This window comes from Microbacterium sp. CFBP 8794 (assembly GCF_014841235.1).
Classification (GTDB): Bacteria; Actinomycetota; Actinomycetes; order Actinomycetales; family Microbacteriaceae; genus Microbacterium.
In genome coordinates this window covers 147783-165553 of the sequence record NZ_JACYTT010000006.1, presented here as the reverse complement: position 1 = coordinate 165553, position 17771 = coordinate 147783, and the positions used below count along the sequence as shown (strand labels likewise).

Here is a 17771-nt window from a genome sequence, read left to right as displayed (position 1 = left end):
CGGCGTCGGCGGATTCCGCACCATCGCCACCATCACCGTCACCGCCAAAGCCCCGACGATCTCCGCCGGGTCCGTGAAAGTCACGGGTACAGCGAAAGTGGGGGCTATCCTCACCGCCGCGCCCTCGTCCTGGCCCGCGGGCACGACGTTCCGCTACATCTGGTCGGCCGACGGCACAGTGATCGCTGGGGAGAATGCCAAAACCTTCGTTCCCACCGCGGGGGTCGTGGGCAAGAAGATCACGGTCCGCGTGACGGGATCGCTGGCGGGCTACTCCTCCAGCTCCAAAACTTCCGCCGCGACAAATCCGGTCACGAAGGCCACTCTGACCTCGGCCCCGCCCACCATCTCCGGGGCAGCCAAAGTTGGTAGCACGCTGACAGCGAAGGCGGGGATGTGGACTTCCGGGGCCGCACTGCGCTACCAATGGTTCGCGGGCGCGCAGCCTATTGCCGGCGCAACGAGCGCCACCTTCGTACCAAAGGCGGCGCATGTCGGCAGTCGCCTGAGTGTCCGTGTGACGGGGACGCTCCAGGGCTATGTGAACAAGGTTGAGACCTCAGCCCCGACCCGGCCGGTCACTCGCTGACTCTCGGATACTGCGGGTTGGCTGGGCCGGCGCGCCGACCCGCACAATCGCCGCATCAGGCGGGCTCAGACAGGTGTGGTTCCTCGCGGCTGCCAGACAGCGCTACTATTTGTTGACTTTTAGCAAACACCTGGCGCCCGGCTCCGCTCGATCGAGCCGCCCGCCGACCCTTCCCGATGAGGCCCCGATGTCAGACATCACTCGCAATCGCCGCGCGCACACCGCCGGCACCGACACGGTCATGACCCACCGCATGATCATGTTCGTCATCTTCGGCCTCATGGCCGGAATGTTCCTCTCCGCCCTCGACCAGACGGTCGTCGGCACCTCGATCCGCACGATCGGCGACGACCTGCAGGGCTTGAGCCTGCAGGCGTGGGTCACCACCGCCTACCTGATCGTCTCGACGATCTCGACGCCCATCTACGGCAAGCTCTCCGACATCTTCGGACGCCGTCCGTTGTTCCTGATCGCCATCCTGATCTTCATCATCGGCTCGGTGCTCGCCAGCTTCTCGACCTCGATGGTCGAGCTGGCGGCCTTCCGCGCGATCCAGGGCCTGGGCGCCGGCGGCCTGATGTCGATGCCCCTGGCGATCATGGGCGACATCCTCGCCCCGCGCGAGCGCGCGAAGTACCAGGGCTACTTCCTCGCCGTGTTCGGCATCTCGAGCGTCATCGGTCCGCTCGTCGGCGGCCTGTTCGCCGGTGCCAGCGAGATCCTGTTCATCACCGGATGGCGCTGGGTGTTCCTCATCAACGTGCCGATCGGCATCATGGCGCTGGCCATCGTCTGGCGGTTCCTGCACATCCCCAAGCAGCCGCGCGGGTCGGTGCGCATCGACTGGTGGGGCGCCACCACGGTGATCGTCGCCCTCGTGCCCCTGCTGCTCGTCGCCGAGCAGGGCCGCGAGTGGGGCTGGGGGTCGCCCATCGCCCTCGCCTGCTACGTGATCGGAGCACTCGGCATCCTGGCCTTCGTCATCGCCGAGACGAAGATGAAGGATGACGCGCTCATTCCGCTGAAGCTCTTCCGCTCCCCGACCTTCTCGATGGCCACGGTCATCGGCGTGCTCGTCGGCTTCGGCATGTTCGGTGCGATGCTGACCCTGCCGCTGTACCTGCAGCTCGTGCTGGGCTCCTCGCCCACGCAGAGCGGCCTCGAGATGCTGCCGATGATCCTCGGCCTGATGGTCGCCTCGATCGTCAGCGGACAGCTCATCGCCCGCACCGGCCGCTACCGCATGTTTCCGATCCTCGGCACGCTGCTCATGTCGGTCGGCTTCTTCCTGCTGACGTTCCTCAAGTACGACAGCCCCTACTGGCACGTGGCCATCGCCATGCTCGTCATCGGCCTGGGCCTCGGTCAGCTGATGCAGACGCTCACCATCGCGAGCCAGAACTCGGTCGGGGTGCGCGACATGGGCGTGGCCACGAGCGGGTCGACCTTCTTCCGCCAGATCGGTGGAACGCTGGGTACGGCCGTGCTGCTGTCGCTGCTGTTCACGCTCATGCCCACGAACGTGATCGGCTCGTTCTCGGACCGCGCGACCCTCACCGACGCGCTCGACGCCGCTCTCGACCCCACGGTGTCGTCGGCGCCGGCGAACGAGAAGATCATGTCGACGATCTACGGCCCGATCCTCTCGCAGGTCACCGAGGGCACGACCGCCCAGGTGCAGGCGGGCGTGCAACAGGCGACGGATGCCGCGACCCAGGCGGTCGCCGCTCAGGTCGCCGCCGGGCAGATCCCCGCCTCGGCGCAGGCCGCGGCGACGCAGACCGCCGTCTCGCAAGCCCTCTCGGCCGCGTCGGCGCAGATCCAGCAGCAGGTGCCGGTCGCGCGGATCGACACCGACGGAACGGTGAGCCTGGACTTCTCGAATGCCGGCGAGCGCTCGGCGTTCGTCGACACGGTGGCGACCACGCTGGAGGACCAGTTCGCGGCGGGCGGCGACACCTCCGCGCTCGGGGGTGCCGCCCTTGACGACACGTCGTTCCTGGTGGGCGCCGATGCGCGACTGACCAAGCCGTTCCTCGTCGGGTTCAACTCGTCGTCGACGACGGTCTACTGGGTCGCGATGTCGGTCGTGCTGCTCGCGTTCGTGCTGTCGTTGTTCTTCCGCACGCCGCCGCTGCGTGCCAAGTCGGCACTGCAGGAAGCCGCCGATGAGCGCCGCGGCAAGGACGACGAAGACAAGCGCGCCGAAGAGGCCGCCGCGCAGACGGGTGCGCTGATCGCACCCTGACGCGCGTGAGACGACGAAGGGGCGGGGAGTCACGCGGACTCCCCGCCCCTTCGTCGTCGTCAGGCCTGCTCGCGCGCCCGCAGGTCTTTGCGCAGGATCTTGCCCGACGTCGACTTGGGGATGACGTCGATGAACTCCACGCGCCGCACCTTCTTGTGCGGGGCGACCTCCGCGGCCACGAAGGCCTTCACGTCGTCCTCGGTCAGCTCACTGCCGGGGCCGACCACCACGAACGCCTTGGGGATCTCCTGCTCGTCGTCGTCGAGCACGCCGATGACCGCGGCATCCTGGATCTGCGGATGCGAGAGCAGCAGGGCCTCGAGCTCGGCGGGGGCGATCTGGTACCCGTGGTACTTGATCAGCTCCTTGAGGCGGTCGACGATCGTGAAGTATCCGTCGACGTGGTGCACGCCGATGTCGCCGGTGTGCAGGAACCCGTCGTCGTCGAGGGTCTCGGCCGTGGCATCCGGTCGGTTCAGGTAGCCGAGCATGACGTTCGGTCCGCGCACCCAGATCTCACCCGGCGCCGTCAGGCCGTCGTCGCCGTGGATCTCGAGTTCGTCGCCCGTCTCGGGGTCGACGAGTTTCGCCTCGACGTTCGGCAGCAGCACGCCCACCGAACTCACGGGCATGTCGCCGCCGGCGGGGATCGCGTGCGACACGGGACTGAGCTCGCTCATGCCGTAGCCCTGGAAGAAGCGCGCGCCGATGCGGCGCCCGGCGGTCTCGGCGGTCTCGCCGTCGAGGGGTGCCGCCCCCGAGAACACGCTGTGCACGCTCGAGAGGTCGAACTCGTCGACCAGGGGATGCTTGGCCAGCGCAACCGCGATGGGCGGCGCGATGAAGAGGAAGGTGCACCGCTGATCCTGCACCGACCGCAGGAACTCCGTCAGGTCGAACCGCGGCATGGTGACCAGGCTCGCCCGCTGCTTCAGGGCGAGGTTCAGCAGCACCGTCATGCCGTAGATGTGGAAGAACGGCAGCACCGCCAGCACCCGGTCGGCGCTCGAGATCTCGATCACCGGCCGGCACTGGTGCACGTTGGCCACGAGGTTGCGGTGCGAGAGCATGACGCCCTTCGGCACCCCGGTCGTCCCCGACGAGTACGGCAGCACGGCCACGTGCGTCGACGGGTCGAAACGCACCTCGGGCGGCGTGCGCCCCTCGCCCAGCAGGGAGCGCAGGTCGAGGTGCCCCTCGGCGCCGTCGAGCACGATGACGCGGTCGTCGTCGAGTCCCGCGGCCCGGGCGGCGGCGAGCGCCTGCGGCAGCAGGGGCGACACCGTCACGAGCCAGGTCGCCGCCGCGTCGCGCAGCTGCGTCTCGATCTCGCGCGCGGTGTAGAGGGAGTTGATCGTGGTGACGACGGCGCCGAGTCTCAGGATGCCGTGGAACACCGTCGCGAAGGCCGGAACGTTCGGGCAGAGCACGGCGACGACGGTGTCGGCGTCGACCCCGCGTGCGGCGAGAGCCCCGGCGAACCCGTCGACCTGGGCGCGGAGTCCGCCGTAGGTCGTCTCGGCGCCACTGGCCGGGTCGATCAGGGCGACGCGATCGAGATCGTCGTCGGCGAGCGAGCCGAACAGGTAGTCGTAGATGCTCTGGTCGGGGATGTCGATGCGCGGGAAGGGGCTCTGGTACACGGTTCTCTCCTTCGAAAACGGTACGGCGAGGTGCGGTGCGGTGCGTTCATCCTGACAGCGGACGTTGACCCTGTCACCCGATGAGGCCGAGCAGCACTCCCCCGGCGGCCCCGACGAGCACCACGGCCCAGGCCGGTGCCCGGAACGCCGTCAGCAGCACGAAGCCGAGCACCGCGAGGACGAACGGCCCGGGCCCGGTCACCGCGGTGGTGAAGACCGGGCTGTAGAGCGCCGCGGCCAGAATGCCGACGACCGCCGCGTTCGCCCCGCGCATCGCCGCGCGGACGCGAGGTCTCCCCCGCAGGGCGTCCCAGAAGGGCAGTACCCCCACGAGCACGAGGAAGCCGGGCACGAAGATCGCGAGCAGCGCGATCGCCGCCCCGGCGACGCCGCCCGGTCCGACGTCCGACACGGCGCCGAGGTAGGCGGCGAAGGTGAAGAGCGGGCCGGGCACGGCCTGCGCGGCGCCGTACCCGGTGAGGAAGACCTCGGGCGACACCCAGCCGGTCTCGACGACCGCGGCCTGCAGAAGGGGCAGCACGACGTGGCCGCCGCCGAACACGAGCGCCCCGGAGCGGAAGAACGCGTCGGCGAGCGCGACGGTGCCCGAGCCCGTCACCGCGACCAGGACCGGAAGCCCGACCAGGCCGGCGACGGCGAGCACGAGGCAGACGACCGCCACCCGGCGCGACACACCGAACGGCGCGAGAGCGGCCGCGGGCGGCTCGGCGACACCGCGCAGCAGCCACAGGCCCGCGACGACCCCGATGACCAGCGCGCCGATCTGCCCGAGTGCGCCGGGCGCGATGAGAGCCACCGCCAGGGCGATGACGGCGACGCCCGCGCGGCGGGCGTCGGGGGTCAGGGTGCGCGCCATGCCCCACACCGCGTGGGCGACGATGGCGACCGCGATGATCTTCAGCCCCGAGAGCACGCCGTCGCCGACGGGACCGCCCACGAGCGACGCACCCGCGGCGAAGGCGACGAGGATCACGGCCGAGGGCAGCGTGAACGCCACGAACGCGGCGAGCGCGCCGAGCATCCCGGCGCGCTGCAGACCCATCGCGAAGCCCACCTGGCTCGACGCCGGCCCCGGGAGGAACTGGCAGAGCGCCACCAGGTCGGCGTAGGCGCGGTCGTCCATCCACCGCCGCCGCTCGACGAGATCGTCGCGGAAATACCCGAGGTGGGCGACCGGCCCGCCGAACGAGGTCAGCCCCAGGCGCAGGAAGGCGAGGAACACCTCGCTCACGCGTCCCGGTCGTTGCATGGCCGGATCCTCTCGCCCCGGGGGAAACACCGGGTGAACCGTTACGTCAGCGGCACCCGCAGCAGGTCGTCGACCAGACGCAGGGTGAGGGCGGTGAGGTCCTGATCCGCGGAGACGTGGGCGCCGAGCACCGCGTCGCGGAAGCGCTCCACCTCGGCCACCATCGGGTTGGCGGGAGCTGCGACGTCGATGACCTGCGGCGCGGCGTCGCGGGGAGTGATCGTCAGGCGCCTCGGGGCGTCGATCGCATCGATCGAGAGCGAGGCCGTCTCACCCTGGATCTCGCTGGGCAGTGCCGTGTCGGTGATCTTCGACCAGGCGACGTCGGCGACGAACCCGTCGTAGGCGGCGAGCGCGCTGCCCAGCCCGTCGGTGCCCGAGGCGATGCCGACGCGCACGCCGTGAATGCTCCGCGGCGCCCCGAGAAGCCGCACGAGGGCGTGCAGCGGGTACACGCCGAGGTCGCGCAGGGCGCTTCCCCCGAGCGCGGGATCGAAGATGTTCGTCTGCTCCCCGGCGAGCACGTGGTCGTACCGCGCGGAGCGCTTCTCGTAGCGCAGCGAGACGCGGCGGAGGGTCCCCAGCCGCGGCAGGGCGTCGCGCACGGCGGCCAGCCCCGGGTCGTACGCCGTGCGCATCGCCTCGAGCAGCACGACGCCGCGGGAACGAGCGTGCGCGACCGCGGCATCCCAGTCCGCTGCCGTCAGCACGGCCGGCTTCTCGACGAGCACCGGGATGCCGGCATCCACGGCCGTCCGCACCTGTTCCGCGTGCAGCGCGTTGGGGCTCGCGAGGTAGACGGCGTCGACGTCGGCGGCCGCGAGCAGGTCGTCGAGGCCGACGGCGGTCCCGGGCGCCCCGACCGCGTCGGCGAACTCCCGCGCGCGTCGGGGGTCGCGCGAGGCGACGCGCGAGACCTCGATGCCCTCGACCTCCGCCACCGCCCCGGCGAGACGCTCGGAGATGGTGCTGGTGCCGACGATGCCGATGCGGATCATGCCCCCATTGTCGCGCGAGTCCTCGCGCCCGCCCTCGCACCCGTCCTCGCGCCCGTCGAAACCGTTCATCGGCGCCGTGAACCGTCCCGATAGGATCGGCGCGAATCGCCACCCGAGCCCGAGGCACCATGACCACCACCCGAGCCCAACACCGTCGCCGCTCCTCGAGACGCGTCCGTGCCCGCCGCACGCTCGTCGCCGCCGTCGCGGTCGCGGTCATCGCCGCCGGCGTCACCGCTCTCGCTCTGACCCGCGGGCCCGCCGCCCCACCCGTCGCCGACGAGACCGCCGTGGTCGAGACCCCCACGAGCACCCCGACGCCGACCCCGCCGGCGCTGAGCGCCGCCCAGCAGCTGCTCGCCACCTCGACCGACGCGAGAGCCTGCGCGGTGTCGTACGAGGGAGAAGGCATCGAGATCGCCCCCGTGCTGCAGACCGAGGGCAACCGGTACCAGGGCCTGCCGATCCCCCGGACCGCCGGTCGCGTGTTCGCCGGGTGGTACGCCGCGGCCACCGACGCCGCCGCACTGAACCTCTCCGCGCGACTGAACGGCGCCGACCTGGTGTCGTGCAGCGATCGAGAGCGCACGTTGCACGCCGGGTGGACCTCCCCCGAGGCGAACGCGGCCGAGGCCGCCGGCATCCCGATCCTGATGTACCACCAGTTCACGCGGAACCCGCAGGGCGAAGACACCTGGCTGCGTCTGAACTACGCCTACGTCGGCGATTTCGACGCGCAGATGGCGTACATCCAGCAGTCCGGCTTCTACCTGCCCACGTGGGACGAGCTGAGCGCGTTCATCGACGGCGCCCTGTACCTGCCGAAGCACTCCGTCATCATCACCGACGACGACGCCGACAGCTCCTGGCTCGAGCTCGCCGCACCGATCGTCGACGGGCGCAACCTGCTCACGACCTCGTTCGTCATCACCTCTTCGCGCACCGAGCCCACCCCGAACCAGTTCGTGCTGCAGCGCTCGCACACCCACGACCTGCACCGCGCCGGGGCCAACGGCAAGGGCCGCATGGTCAACGACGACGTCGACACGATCGCCGCAGACCTCGAGAAGTCCGCCGAAATCCTGGGCGCGAAAGAAGTGGTCGCCTACCCGTTCGGTCACTACAACGACACGACGAAAGAGGCGGTGCGCAAGGCCGGCTTCGAGATGGGGCGCACCGTCGAGCAGGGGTACGTGCGCATCGGCACCGACAAGCTCGCCCTGCCGGTCGTCCGGATGAACTACGGAATGACCGTCGATGACCTGAAGGGGTACATCGGCTGATCAGGATGCCGATTCCCGACGTTTCCGAGGGGATTCCCGTGCTCCGCAGGGGTGGGCATCCGCAGTCTCCCAGGTAACTCGGCCACAATGCCCAATTGAGCACGCGTCGGCCGGTCTACGCTGTGTACTTCTGTCTCACCGAGAAAACGCGAGCACCTATGGACCTTTCCGTCATCGTTCCGACCTTCAATGAGGGTCCGAACGTCGCCGAACTCGTCCGTCGTACGACGCAGGCGCTCCTCGGTCGCGACGTCGAGATCATCTTCGTCGACGATTCGACCGACGACACCCCCGACATCATCCGCGCCGTCGCCGCCGCCGCGCACGTCCCGGTGCGCCTCATCCACCGCGACGACCCCGTCGGAGGCCTCGGCGGCGCCGTCGTCGACGGTATCCGGGCCGCTGCGGCGGATTACTGCGTCGTCATGGACGGCGACCTGCAGCACCCGCCCGAGGTCATCGCCGAACTCCTCGACCGGGTCGAGGTCGGCGACGCCGACGTGGTCGTGGCCTCGCGCTACATCGCGGGCGGCACCTCCGACGGGCTCGCCAACGCGGTGCGCACCACGGTCTCGCGCGCGTCGACCCTGCTGACCAAGTCGATGTTCCCGAAGAAGCTGCACAACTGCTCCGACCCCATGACGGGCTTCTTCCTCATCGACCGTCGCTCGCTCGACCTCGAAGAACTGCACCCGCGCGGCTTCAAGATCCTGCTCGAGATCCTCGCCCGCAAGCAGATGCGCGTGGCCGAGGTCCCCTTCTCGTTCGCGCCGCGCTTCGCCGGTGAATCCAAGGCCTCGTTCAGCCAGGGAATGCGCTTCCTCATGCAGCTGACCATGCTGCGCTTCGGCCGCATGTCGGCGTTCGCCCTGGTCGGCGGCATCGGCGCGGTGGCCAACCTCGCGATCATGTGGGCCCTGGTGGCCGTACACGTCGAGTACATCCTCGCCGCGGTCATCGCCAGCGTCATCACCATCGTCGCCAACTTCCTCGCGCTCGAGTACCTCGTGTTCGCCGACATGCGGGCCGAGTCGGGGCTCATGCGCCACCGGTTCGTCAAGTCGTTCGCGTTCAACGGCGTCGAGGCGATCGTGCGCATCCCCGTCATCGCGATCCTCGTCGAGCGCGCGCACATGCCCAGCGTCATCGCGGCCGCCCTCACGCTGGTCGCGGCATTCGTGGTGCGCTTCGTCTTCCACGCCCTCGTCGTCTACGCGCCCAAGAAGAGCCGCGTGGGCAAGGCGGTGCGGGCCGTCGAGCCGCTCGAAGACGAACTGACGGCCTGATCCGATCGGCGCTCGTCGCCGTGCGGCGGCGTACGCTGGAAGCATGTCCAGCGAAGCTCCCATCCGTATGTTCGGCGCCGACTGGTGCCGTGACTGCATCCGCACCAAGAAGCAGCTCGACGAGCTCGGCGTCGCGTACGAGTACGTCGACCTCGTGGCCGACCCCGCCGCGGCCGACGTCGCGAAAGAGATCTCCGGGCGTACGAGCATCCCGGTGGTGCTTTACCCCGACTCCAGCCACCACGTCGAGCCCTCGAACGCCGACGTCGAGGCCAAGCTCCGCGAGCTGTCGCTGATCTGACCGGGGTCGGCATGACCCTCGCCACCGCGCGTCCCACCCGCCGCGCGCTCACCGGCGTCGCCGGCACGGCGCTTCCCGCCTTCGTCGATCACCACGTGCATCTGCACCTCATCGACCCGGAGCGGTTGGCGGCGCGCGGCATCGCCGGGGTCGTCGACCTCGGCGGCGATCCGGTGGCCCTCGCCCGTCGCACGACGGGCCTGCCCCGCATCGCCTACGCGGGAGCCTTCCTGACAGCGCCCGGCGGGTATCCGCGTGGCCGGGGATGGGCTCCGGATGCCATCGTGCGCGACGTCTGGGACGCCTCTCTGCATCCGGGAGTCGTCGGGGGCGCACGCACGGCGGTCGACGAGCAGGCGGACGCCGGTGCGTCGGTGATCAAGATCGCCCTGCACGCCGACGCGGGACCGGTGGTGAGCGACGACGTGCTCGCCGCCGTCATCGTGGCCGCTGCCGAACGCGGTCTCGCCGTCGTCGCCCACGCGCAGGGTGCGGGACAGGTCGAGCGGGCGGTCGAGGCCGGCGTGTCGGCCCTGGCGCACACCCCCTTCGACGCCCGCGTCTCGCGCCGTCTGGTCTCGCGCGCCGTCACGGCGGGACAGGCGTGGATCTCGACCCTCGACATCCATCGCGGGGCCGAGCGAGAGCACGCGGTCGCCAATCTTCGCGCCTTCGCCGCCCGTGGCGGACGCGTGCTGTACGGCACCGACCTCGGCAACGGCCCGTTGCCGGTCGGTCTCAATCGCCGCGAGCTCCTCGCCCTACACGAGGCCGGCGTGCGCGGTGACGCGCTGATCGCCGCTCTCGCCGACCCGTGGCCCGCCACCGTCCCCGATGAGGCCGTGTCGACGTTCGTCGCCGGTCCCGCCCCCACCGACCCCGACGACGTGCCGACCTGGCTCAGCCGCGGAACGGTCGTCCCCGCCGAGGAGCTCCCCCGTGCCGACTGATTCCGCCCTCGACGCCGAAGCCGCCGCCCTCGACGCCGCCGACCCCCTCGCGGCGCATCGCGACGCCTTCGTCGGCGCCGAGAGCCCGCTGGTCTACTTCGACGGCAACTCGCTCGGACGACCGCCCCGCGCCACCGCCGACCGACTGGCGCGGTTCGTGACCGACGAGTGGGGCGGTCGCCTCATCCGCGGGTGGGACGAGGCGTGGATGGAGCTGCCGTTCGCCATCGGCGACCGGATCGGCGCGTCGACCCTGGGCGCGGCGGGTGGCCAGACGGTGATCGGCGATTCCGCCACCGTGCTGCTCTACAAGTTGCTGCGCGCCGCCCTCGACGCGCAGATGACCGCCGACGCGAACCGCGTCGAGATCGTCGTCGGGCGCGACGACTTCCCCACCGATCGCTACCTCGTCGAGGGGATCGCCGCCGAACGGGGCGCTCGGGTGGTGTGGGTCGAGGTCGACACCGCCCGGGGAGTGGATGCCGACCTGCTCCGCGCCGTCGTGGGCCCGCGCACGGCCGTGGTGCTGCTGAGCCACGTGTCGTACCGTTCCGGGTTCCTCGCCGACGGTGCCGGTCTCACCGCGATCGCCCACGACGCCGGCGCCCTCGTGCTGTGGGACCTCTGCCACTCGGCGGGTTCCGTGCCGGTGGAGCTCGACGCCTGGGGTGCGGACCTCGCCGTGGGCTGCACGTACAAGTACCTGAACGGCGGGCCGGGGTCTCCGGCGTTTGCCTACGTCGCCGCCCGGCACCAGTCGACGCTCACCCAGCCGGTCCAGGGGTGGATGGGAGCGGCCGACGTCTTCTCGATGGGGCCGCTCTACCGCCCCGCCGACGGCATGCGCCGGTTCCTGTCGGGGACGCCTCCGGTGCTGGCGATGATCGCCCTGCAGGACACCCTCGATCTTCTCGAGCAGGCCGGCATCGCGGCGGTGCGCGCCAAGTCCGTGGCCCTCACCGAATTCGCGCTGCGCGTGGCCGACGGCATCCTGAGTCCGCTGGGTGTGCGGCTCGCCTCCCCCCGCGATCCCGCCGAGCGCGGCGGCCACCTCACGCTCTCGCACCCGTCGATGCGCGCCGTGACCGCACGGCTCTGGGCCGACGACGTCATCCCGGACTACCGCGACCCGCACGGGCTGCGCATCGGACTCTCGCCCCTGTCGACGAGCTTCGCCGAGACGCTCGCCGGCATGCGTGCGGTCGCCGCCGCCGTCGCCCGCGAGGGGTGAGAAGGCTCCGCATCGAGCTTTCGCGGTTTCCGGCCGGGGCTCGGACGCTCGCGAGGGATAGCCTCGGACGGTGATCGATCCCCTCCTCGCCATCGTCGCGGGCGTCGTGGTCGTCGCGCTGGTGACGGTCATCGCTCCCCGCTTCAACGTCGCGGGCCCGCTCGTGCTGCTCGCCATCGGCGCGGCCGTGAGCCTGCTGCCGTTCGTCCCCGCCTTCGCGGTCGACCCCGAGGTGATCCTGATCGGGGTGCTCCCACCCCTGCTGTACTCGGCCGCGGTGCAACTGCCCGCCATCGAGTTCCGCCGCGACTTCGCCCCGATCGCCGGGCTGTCGGTGCTGCTCGTCGTCTTCAGCTCGATCGTTCTGGGGCTGTTCTTCTGGGCGGTGGTCCCCGGGCTCGGCCTCGCTCTGGGCATCGCGCTCGGGGCGATCCTCAGTCCCACCGACGCCGTGGCGACCTCCATCGCCAAGCGCCTCGGCATCTCGCCCCGCGTGGTGACCATGCTCGAGGGCGAGAGCCTGCTCAACGACGCCACCGCCCTGGTGCTCCTGCGCACGGCGGTCGCCGCCGTGGCATCCGGGTTCGCGTTCGCCGACGCCCTCGCCAACTTCGCGTGGGCCGTCGTGCTCGCCCTGGTGCTCGGCGCCGTCGTCGGCTGGGTGAACCTGCGCGTGCGCGAGCGCGTGACCAACTCCGCCGCCAACACCGCGCTGAGCTTCGCCATCCCGTTCATCGCGTACCTGCCCACCGAGCACCTCGGTGGCTCCGGTCTGGTGGCCGCGGTGGTCGCCGGCATCGTCACGGGCCAGGGCGCCGCCCGGCGGTTCACCCCCGAGCAGCGCATGAGCGACCGACTGAACTGGCGCACGATCGAGCTGATCCTCGAGGGCGGCGTCTTCCTGGTGTTCGGGCTCGAGCTGAAAGACATCGTCACCAGCAACCTGCGCGAGCACGAGGGCCTGTGGCACGGCACCTGGCTCGCCCTGTCGGCCCTCGGCATCGCTCTCGTCGTGCGCGGCCTGTACGTGTCGGGTCTCGTCTGGGTGCAGGGCCGCCGCAGTCACGGCCTCTGGCGTCACCAGGACCGCGTCGAGAACGCGCAACAGCGCCTCGACGACTTCGAAGAGGCGTACCACGCGGGTGAGCTCGACACGCAGGGTCGAGCCGACGACCCGGCGCGTGCCGCGCGGCGCATCGGCTGGATGCGCACGCGCATCTCGCGCACCATGGCCGACCTCGACTACTACCGCGACACGCCCCTGGGCGCGCGGCACGGCACGGTGATCGTGTGGGCGGGCATGCGCGGGGTCGTCACGCTGGCCGCCGCCCAGACGCTGCCCGAAGACACGACTCAGCGACCGCTGCTGATCTTCGTGGCCTTCCTGGTCGCGCTCTTCAGCCTGGTGCTGCAGGGCATCACGCTGCCCGCGGTGGTGCGGACGGTCGGGCTGGCCGGGGAAGGCGGCCAGGGACCGTCACGGGAGGAGCAGCGCGCGCTCGACGCCGAGCTGCGCGACGCCGCGATCGCCGCCGTGCAGTCGGGAACCCTCACCCGACGCGACGGCGGCACCTTCCCCGCCGAGATGGTCGAACGCGCCGGAGCGCGGCTCACCCGGCCGCCCGACGACGAGGCGACCAGCCGGGTGCGCGACCTGCTGGAGCTGCGCCTGGCGTCGCTGGATGCCATGCGCCGACGACTCGACCGCCTCAGCCGTGACGGCCGGTACAGCACCGCCGCCCTGCGCCACGCCCTGGCCGAGCTCGACGCCGACCAGCTGAGCCTGGAGCTGCGCATCGACGACGGCACCGACGACTGATCCCTGCCCCCAGCCCCCGCGCGAGTCGCCAGGATTTGTCGCTCTCGGGGGCACGGAAGGGACAAATCTTGACGACTCGCGCGGGGGGTGGGAGCTGGAATAGGCGCGACGGCTGGTGGGTTCTCCCCCACGCGGCTGCGGTCACCGCGAAAGCCGTGGTGACTCGACGGCGGGAGAGAAGTTCGTTCATGAGCAGGTTCACCGGCAAAGTCGCACTCGTCACCGGTGGGGGCAGCGGCATCGGCGCGGAGATCGCGCGGGAACTCGCCGAAGAAGGCGCCTCGGTCGTGGTCACCGACATCAACCGCGAGGCGGCTGACGCCGTCGTCGCGCAGATCACCGACGCGGGCGGATCGGCCGACGCCTTCGCCCAGAACACGGCGAAGTGGCAGGACTCCGAAGCCGCCGTCGCCTTCGCGAAAGAGACGTTCGGCGCCCTTCACCTGGCGGTGAACAACGCCGGCATCGGCGCCGCCCCGCAGAACATCGGCGACTACGACATCGAGGCGTGGGACCGCGTGCGCGCGGTCGACCTCGACGGCGTCTTCTACGGCCTCCGGTTCCAGCTGCCCGCGATCGTCGAGGCCGGTGGCGGCGCCATCGTGAACATGGCCTCCGTCCTCGGATCGGTCGGCATCGCCCAGAACGCGGCGTACGTCGCCAGCAAGCACGCCCTGGTCGGGCTGACGAAGGTCGCCGCGCTCGAGTACACCGCGCAGGGCGTGCGCACCAACGCCGTCGGCCCCGGGTTCATCGACACCCCGCTCGTGCGCTCGAGCCTGTCGCCCGAGGCCCTCACCCACCTCGAGAACGAGCACGCGACGGGTCGCCTGGGCACCGACGCCGAAGTGGCCGCGCTGACGCTGTTCCTGCTGAGCGACGCCGCTTCGTTCATCTCGGGCAGCTACCACCTCGTCGACGGCGGGTACTCGGCCCACTGAGCCGACCGCTCCCGGGCCCGTCGCGCGTCGCGGCGGGCCCGCGGTGCGTCCGGCTCGGCGAGGCCTGTCCCCCGATGGCTGGACGGAGGGCGTCCGGGCAGCCGTTTCCCGCAAGAACCGGACACCGACACGAGAGTGCGCCGGGGCGAGCTGACTGATTCCTCGCGGCGTACGGCACAATGGTGACGGAGGTTTCCATGAGCGATCCGATCCCGACGATGCCGTCATCTGCGGATGCCGCCGGGACCAGCCCCGTGCCCCTCGTGCACGCCGCGGCCGAGTGCCCGAAGTGCTTCACCGAGCTGCAGAGCGACCGTGACTGGTGGCGTGCCCGCCCCGCGGGCTCACGCCTGGTGGGGCTGGTCGTCTCGCGCCCCGACATGCCGACGGTGGTGCAGCAGCGCGACGACCTCACGCGCTTCGGTGTGCCGATCGAGGGATTCCGCCACCCCGCGCCCGAAACGCTCGAGGGGTGGGCGAAGCGGCTGGACCGATTCTTCGGAACCCTCACGCACGGTGACGTGCTCGTGGTCGCGAGCGTCCACGCTCTCGGTCTCACGCGCGAAGACGAGACGCGCGCGGTCGCCGACCTGCGCCGCCGCGGAGTGATGGTGAAGGTGCTGCCGCACGGCGACCGTCACCTGCACGACGCGTCGCTCACCGCACCCGCCTGACGCGGGCGGCGCCCCGCGTCAGGCGGACGCGGGCAGCGCATCGCATCCGTTCGCGCGCGGTCCCGCCCGTCGGGCGGAGCCTCACGACTCGCGTTCGGTCGACGTGGGCCCGCGCGTCACTCCCCGACGTACCGCGCCAGATACTCGCCCGTGAGCGTAGTGCGGGCCGCGACCAGGTCGGCCGGCGCGCCCTCGAACACCACGGTGCCGCCGTCGTGACCGGCGCCCGGTCCCAGGTCGATGATCCAGTCGGCGTGCGCCATCACGGCCTGGTGGTGCTCGATGACGACGACCGTGTTGCCGGCGTCGACGAGGTGGTCGAGCAGCCCGAGCAGAGTGTCGACATCGGCCAGGTGCAGACCCGTCGTGGGCTCGTCGAGCACGTAGACGGCCCCCGACTTGGCCATCGAGATCGCCAGCTTGAGACGCTGACGCTCACCGCCCGAGAGCGTGTTGAGGGCCTGACCGAGCGTCAGGTACCCGAGGCCGACGTCGTTCAGACGAGCAAGGACCGCGACGGCCGGTCCGGTGACGAGGAACTCCGCCGCCTCGGCGACCGACAGCGCCAGCACCTCGGCGATGTTCTTGCCGTCGAGGGTGTACTCGAGCACGGCGTCGGAGAAGCCCGTTCCCCCGCAGAGTTCGCACACGGTCTCGACGGTCGACTGGAACCCGAGCTCGGTCACGATGACTCCCAGGCCCTTGCAGGCGACACATGCTCCCTCGGAGTTGGCGCTGAAGAGCGCCGGCTTCACACCGTTCGCCTTGGCGAACGCTGCGCGCACCGCGTCGAGGATGCCCGTGTAGGTCGCCGGGCTGCTGCGGCGCGAGCCCTTGATCGCCGATTGGTCGACCACGACGACGTCGTCGAACGACGGCAGGTGGCCGTGGATGAGCGAGGACTTGCCCGACCCCGCGACCCCGGTCACGACGGTCAGGACGCCGCGGGGCACGTCGACGTCGACGCCCCGCAGGTTGTGGTCGACGGCTCCGCGGATGGGCAGGGCGCCGGTCGCCGCGCGCACCGCCGGCTTGAGCCGCGCACGGTGGTCGAGGAACCGGCCGGTCAGGGTGTCGGAGGAGCGGAGCCCCGCGACGTCGCCCTCGTACTGCACCCGGCCCCCGTCGCGCCCGGCGCGCGGGCCCAGATCGACGACGTGGTCGGCGATGTCGATGACCTCGGGCTTGTGCTCGACGACGAGCACCGTGTTGCCCTTGTCGCGCAGCTGCAGGAGGGTCTCGTTCATGCGCTGGATGTCGTGGGGGTGGAGTCCCGCCGTGGGCTCGTCGAAGACGTAGGTGATGTCGCTGAGGCTCGAGCCGAGATGCCGGATCATCTTGGTGCGCTGGGCCTCGCCACCCGAGAGCGTGCCGCTCGCGCGATCGAGCGACAGGTAACCCAGACCGATGCGCACGAAGGCGGAGAGGGTGTCGCCCAGCCCCTCGACGAGGGGCGCCACGGAGGAGTCGTCGATCGTCCGCACCCAGGCCGCGAGGTCGGTGATCTGCATGGCGGCGGGATCGGCGATGTTCACGTCGCCGATGCGCGAGGAGCGGGCGCCGTCGTTCAGCCGTGTTCCCGCACACGCCGGGCACGCGACGAAGGTGACGGCGCGATCGACGAAGGCCCGCACGTGCGGCTGCAGGGCGTCGCGGTCTTTCTGCAGCATGCTCTTCGTGATCTTGGGAACGAGTCCCTCGTAGGTCATGTTGGTGTTCGCGATGCGGACCTTGGTCTGCTCTTTGTAGAAGAAGTCGTGACGTTGCTGCGCCGAGTACTGCTCGATCGGGGTGTCGGCGTCGACGAACCCCGACTCGCTGAACACGCGCACCATCCAGCCGTCGGCGGTGTATCCCGGAACGAGGATGGCGCCCGCGTTCAGCGACAGCGTCTTGTCGACGAGCTGGTCGAGGTCGATGTCGCTGACCTTGCCGAGCCCCTCGCACTCGGGGCACATGCCCCCGGTGATCTCGAACGAGCGTCGCTCTTTCTGGCCCTTGCGGGCGCCCCGGGCGACGGTCACGGCCCCCGCGCCCGAGATCGACGGGACGTTGAACGAGAACGCCTGCGACGACCCGACGTGCGGCTGCCCCAGACGGCTGAAGAGCATGCGCAGCATGGCGTGCACGTCGGTGGCGGTGCCCACCGTCGATCGGGCGTTGGCGGTCATGCGCTCTTGGTCGACGCGGATGGTCGCGCTGAGGTTCTCGAGCGCGTCGACGTCGGGCCGCGAGAGCTGACCCATGAACTGCTGCACGAACGTGGGATAGGTCTCGTTGATGAGCCGCTGCGACTCGGCGGCGATCGTCCCGAAGACAAGCGATGATTTGCCCGAGCCGCTCACTCCGGTGAACACCGTGAGCCGACGCTTGGGAACGTCGAGGTCGACGCCCTTCAGGTTGTTCTCGCGCGCGCCGCGCACGCGGATGACGTCGTGCGCATCGGGGACGGGGTCGCTCATGCGGCGCTCCTTCGAGGATCGGCCCCGGGTGGGCCGCCCCCAGTGTGGCGCAGACCCCCGACATCCGCGAGGCTCC

The 17771-nt window shown here is 70.7% G+C and carries 13 protein-coding genes and 1 pseudogene; 10 read left to right on the top strand and 4 right to left on the bottom strand.

From position 1 onward, the window contains the following. Together IFU19_RS15905 and IFU19_RS15900 are read left to right on the top strand one after the other, a co-directional pair. A pseudogene (locus IFU19_RS15905) lies at positions 1-589 on the top strand (lamin tail domain-containing protein); the annotation flags it as partial. A 187-nt stretch (positions 590-776) separates the two neighbouring features. After that, the gene (locus IFU19_RS15900) at positions 777-2837 is read left to right on the top strand and encodes an MDR family MFS transporter (RefSeq protein ID WP_249405524.1); all 2061 of its coding nucleotides are present in this window, start codon (positions 777-779) and stop codon (positions 2835-2837) included. A gap of 59 nt (positions 2838-2896) precedes the next feature. On the opposite strand, the gene IFU19_RS15895 is transcribed toward IFU19_RS15900, so the two are convergent. The 3 genes from IFU19_RS15895 to IFU19_RS15885 form a co-directional block, all read right to left on the bottom strand. After that, a complete protein-coding gene (locus IFU19_RS15895) occupies positions 2897-4480 on the bottom strand; it encodes an AMP-binding protein (RefSeq protein ID WP_192212161.1) in 1584 nt (527 codons plus the stop codon). A gap of 73 nt (positions 4481-4553) precedes the next feature. Beyond that, positions 4554-5750, bottom strand: coding sequence for a chromate efflux transporter (gene chrA, locus IFU19_RS15890; RefSeq protein WP_192212160.1), 1197 nt, complete (start codon positions 5748-5750; stop codon positions 4554-4556). Between the two features lie 41 nt (positions 5751-5791). Further along, positions 5792-6748: a Gfo/Idh/MocA family protein gene (locus IFU19_RS15885; RefSeq protein WP_192212159.1), complete on the bottom strand. Its 957-nt coding sequence runs from the start codon at positions 6746-6748 to the stop codon at positions 5792-5794. Between the two features lie 128 nt (positions 6749-6876). Here IFU19_RS15885 and IFU19_RS15880 point away from each other — a divergent pair, with 128 nt between their 5' ends. From IFU19_RS15880 to IFU19_RS15845, 8 genes are all read left to right on the top strand, one after another. After that, a complete protein-coding gene (locus IFU19_RS15880) occupies positions 6877-8031 on the top strand; it encodes a polysaccharide deacetylase family protein (RefSeq protein WP_192212158.1) in 1155 nt (384 codons plus the stop codon). Between the two features lie 158 nt (positions 8032-8189). Continuing rightward, a complete protein-coding gene (locus IFU19_RS15875; protein ID WP_192212157.1) occupies positions 8190-9317 on the top strand; it encodes a glycosyltransferase in 1128 nt (375 codons plus the stop codon). Between the two features lie 43 nt (positions 9318-9360). Further along, positions 9361-9618: a glutaredoxin family protein gene (locus IFU19_RS15870; RefSeq protein WP_055831826.1), complete on the top strand. Its 258-nt coding sequence runs from the start codon at positions 9361-9363 to the stop codon at positions 9616-9618. A gap of 11 nt (positions 9619-9629) precedes the next feature. Beyond that, positions 9630-10568, top strand: coding sequence for an amidohydrolase family protein (locus IFU19_RS15865; RefSeq protein WP_192212156.1), 939 nt, complete (start codon positions 9630-9632; stop codon positions 10566-10568). Next, positions 10558-11799 carry a kynureninase gene (locus IFU19_RS15860; protein WP_342343441.1) on the top strand — a complete coding sequence of 414 codons (1242 nt, stop codon included), beginning with the start codon at positions 10558-10560 and terminating at the stop codon, positions 11797-11799. The genes IFU19_RS15865 and IFU19_RS15860 overlap by 11 nt, the downstream gene beginning before the upstream one ends. 70 nt (positions 11800-11869) lie before the next feature. Next, positions 11870-13618, top strand: a complete 1749-nt coding sequence (locus IFU19_RS15855; RefSeq protein ID WP_342030288.1) for a cation:proton antiporter — start codon at positions 11870-11872, stop codon at positions 13616-13618. A 188-nt stretch (positions 13619-13806) separates the two neighbouring features. Next, positions 13807-14559, top strand: a complete 753-nt coding sequence (locus IFU19_RS15850) for an SDR family NAD(P)-dependent oxidoreductase (RefSeq protein WP_192212154.1) — start codon at positions 13807-13809, stop codon at positions 14557-14559. Between the two features lie 197 nt (positions 14560-14756). Then, positions 14757-15233 carry a hypothetical protein gene (locus IFU19_RS15845; protein ID WP_055831833.1) on the top strand — a complete coding sequence of 159 codons (477 nt, stop codon included), beginning with the start codon at positions 14757-14759 and terminating at the stop codon, positions 15231-15233. Between the two features lie 116 nt (positions 15234-15349). On the opposite strand, the gene IFU19_RS15840 is transcribed toward IFU19_RS15845, so the two are convergent. Continuing rightward, the gene (locus IFU19_RS15840; protein ID WP_192212153.1) at positions 15350-17695 is read right to left on the bottom strand and encodes an ATP-binding cassette domain-containing protein; all 2346 of its coding nucleotides are present in this window, start codon (positions 17693-17695) and stop codon (positions 15350-15352) included. Positions 17696-17771 lie beyond the last annotated feature (76 nt).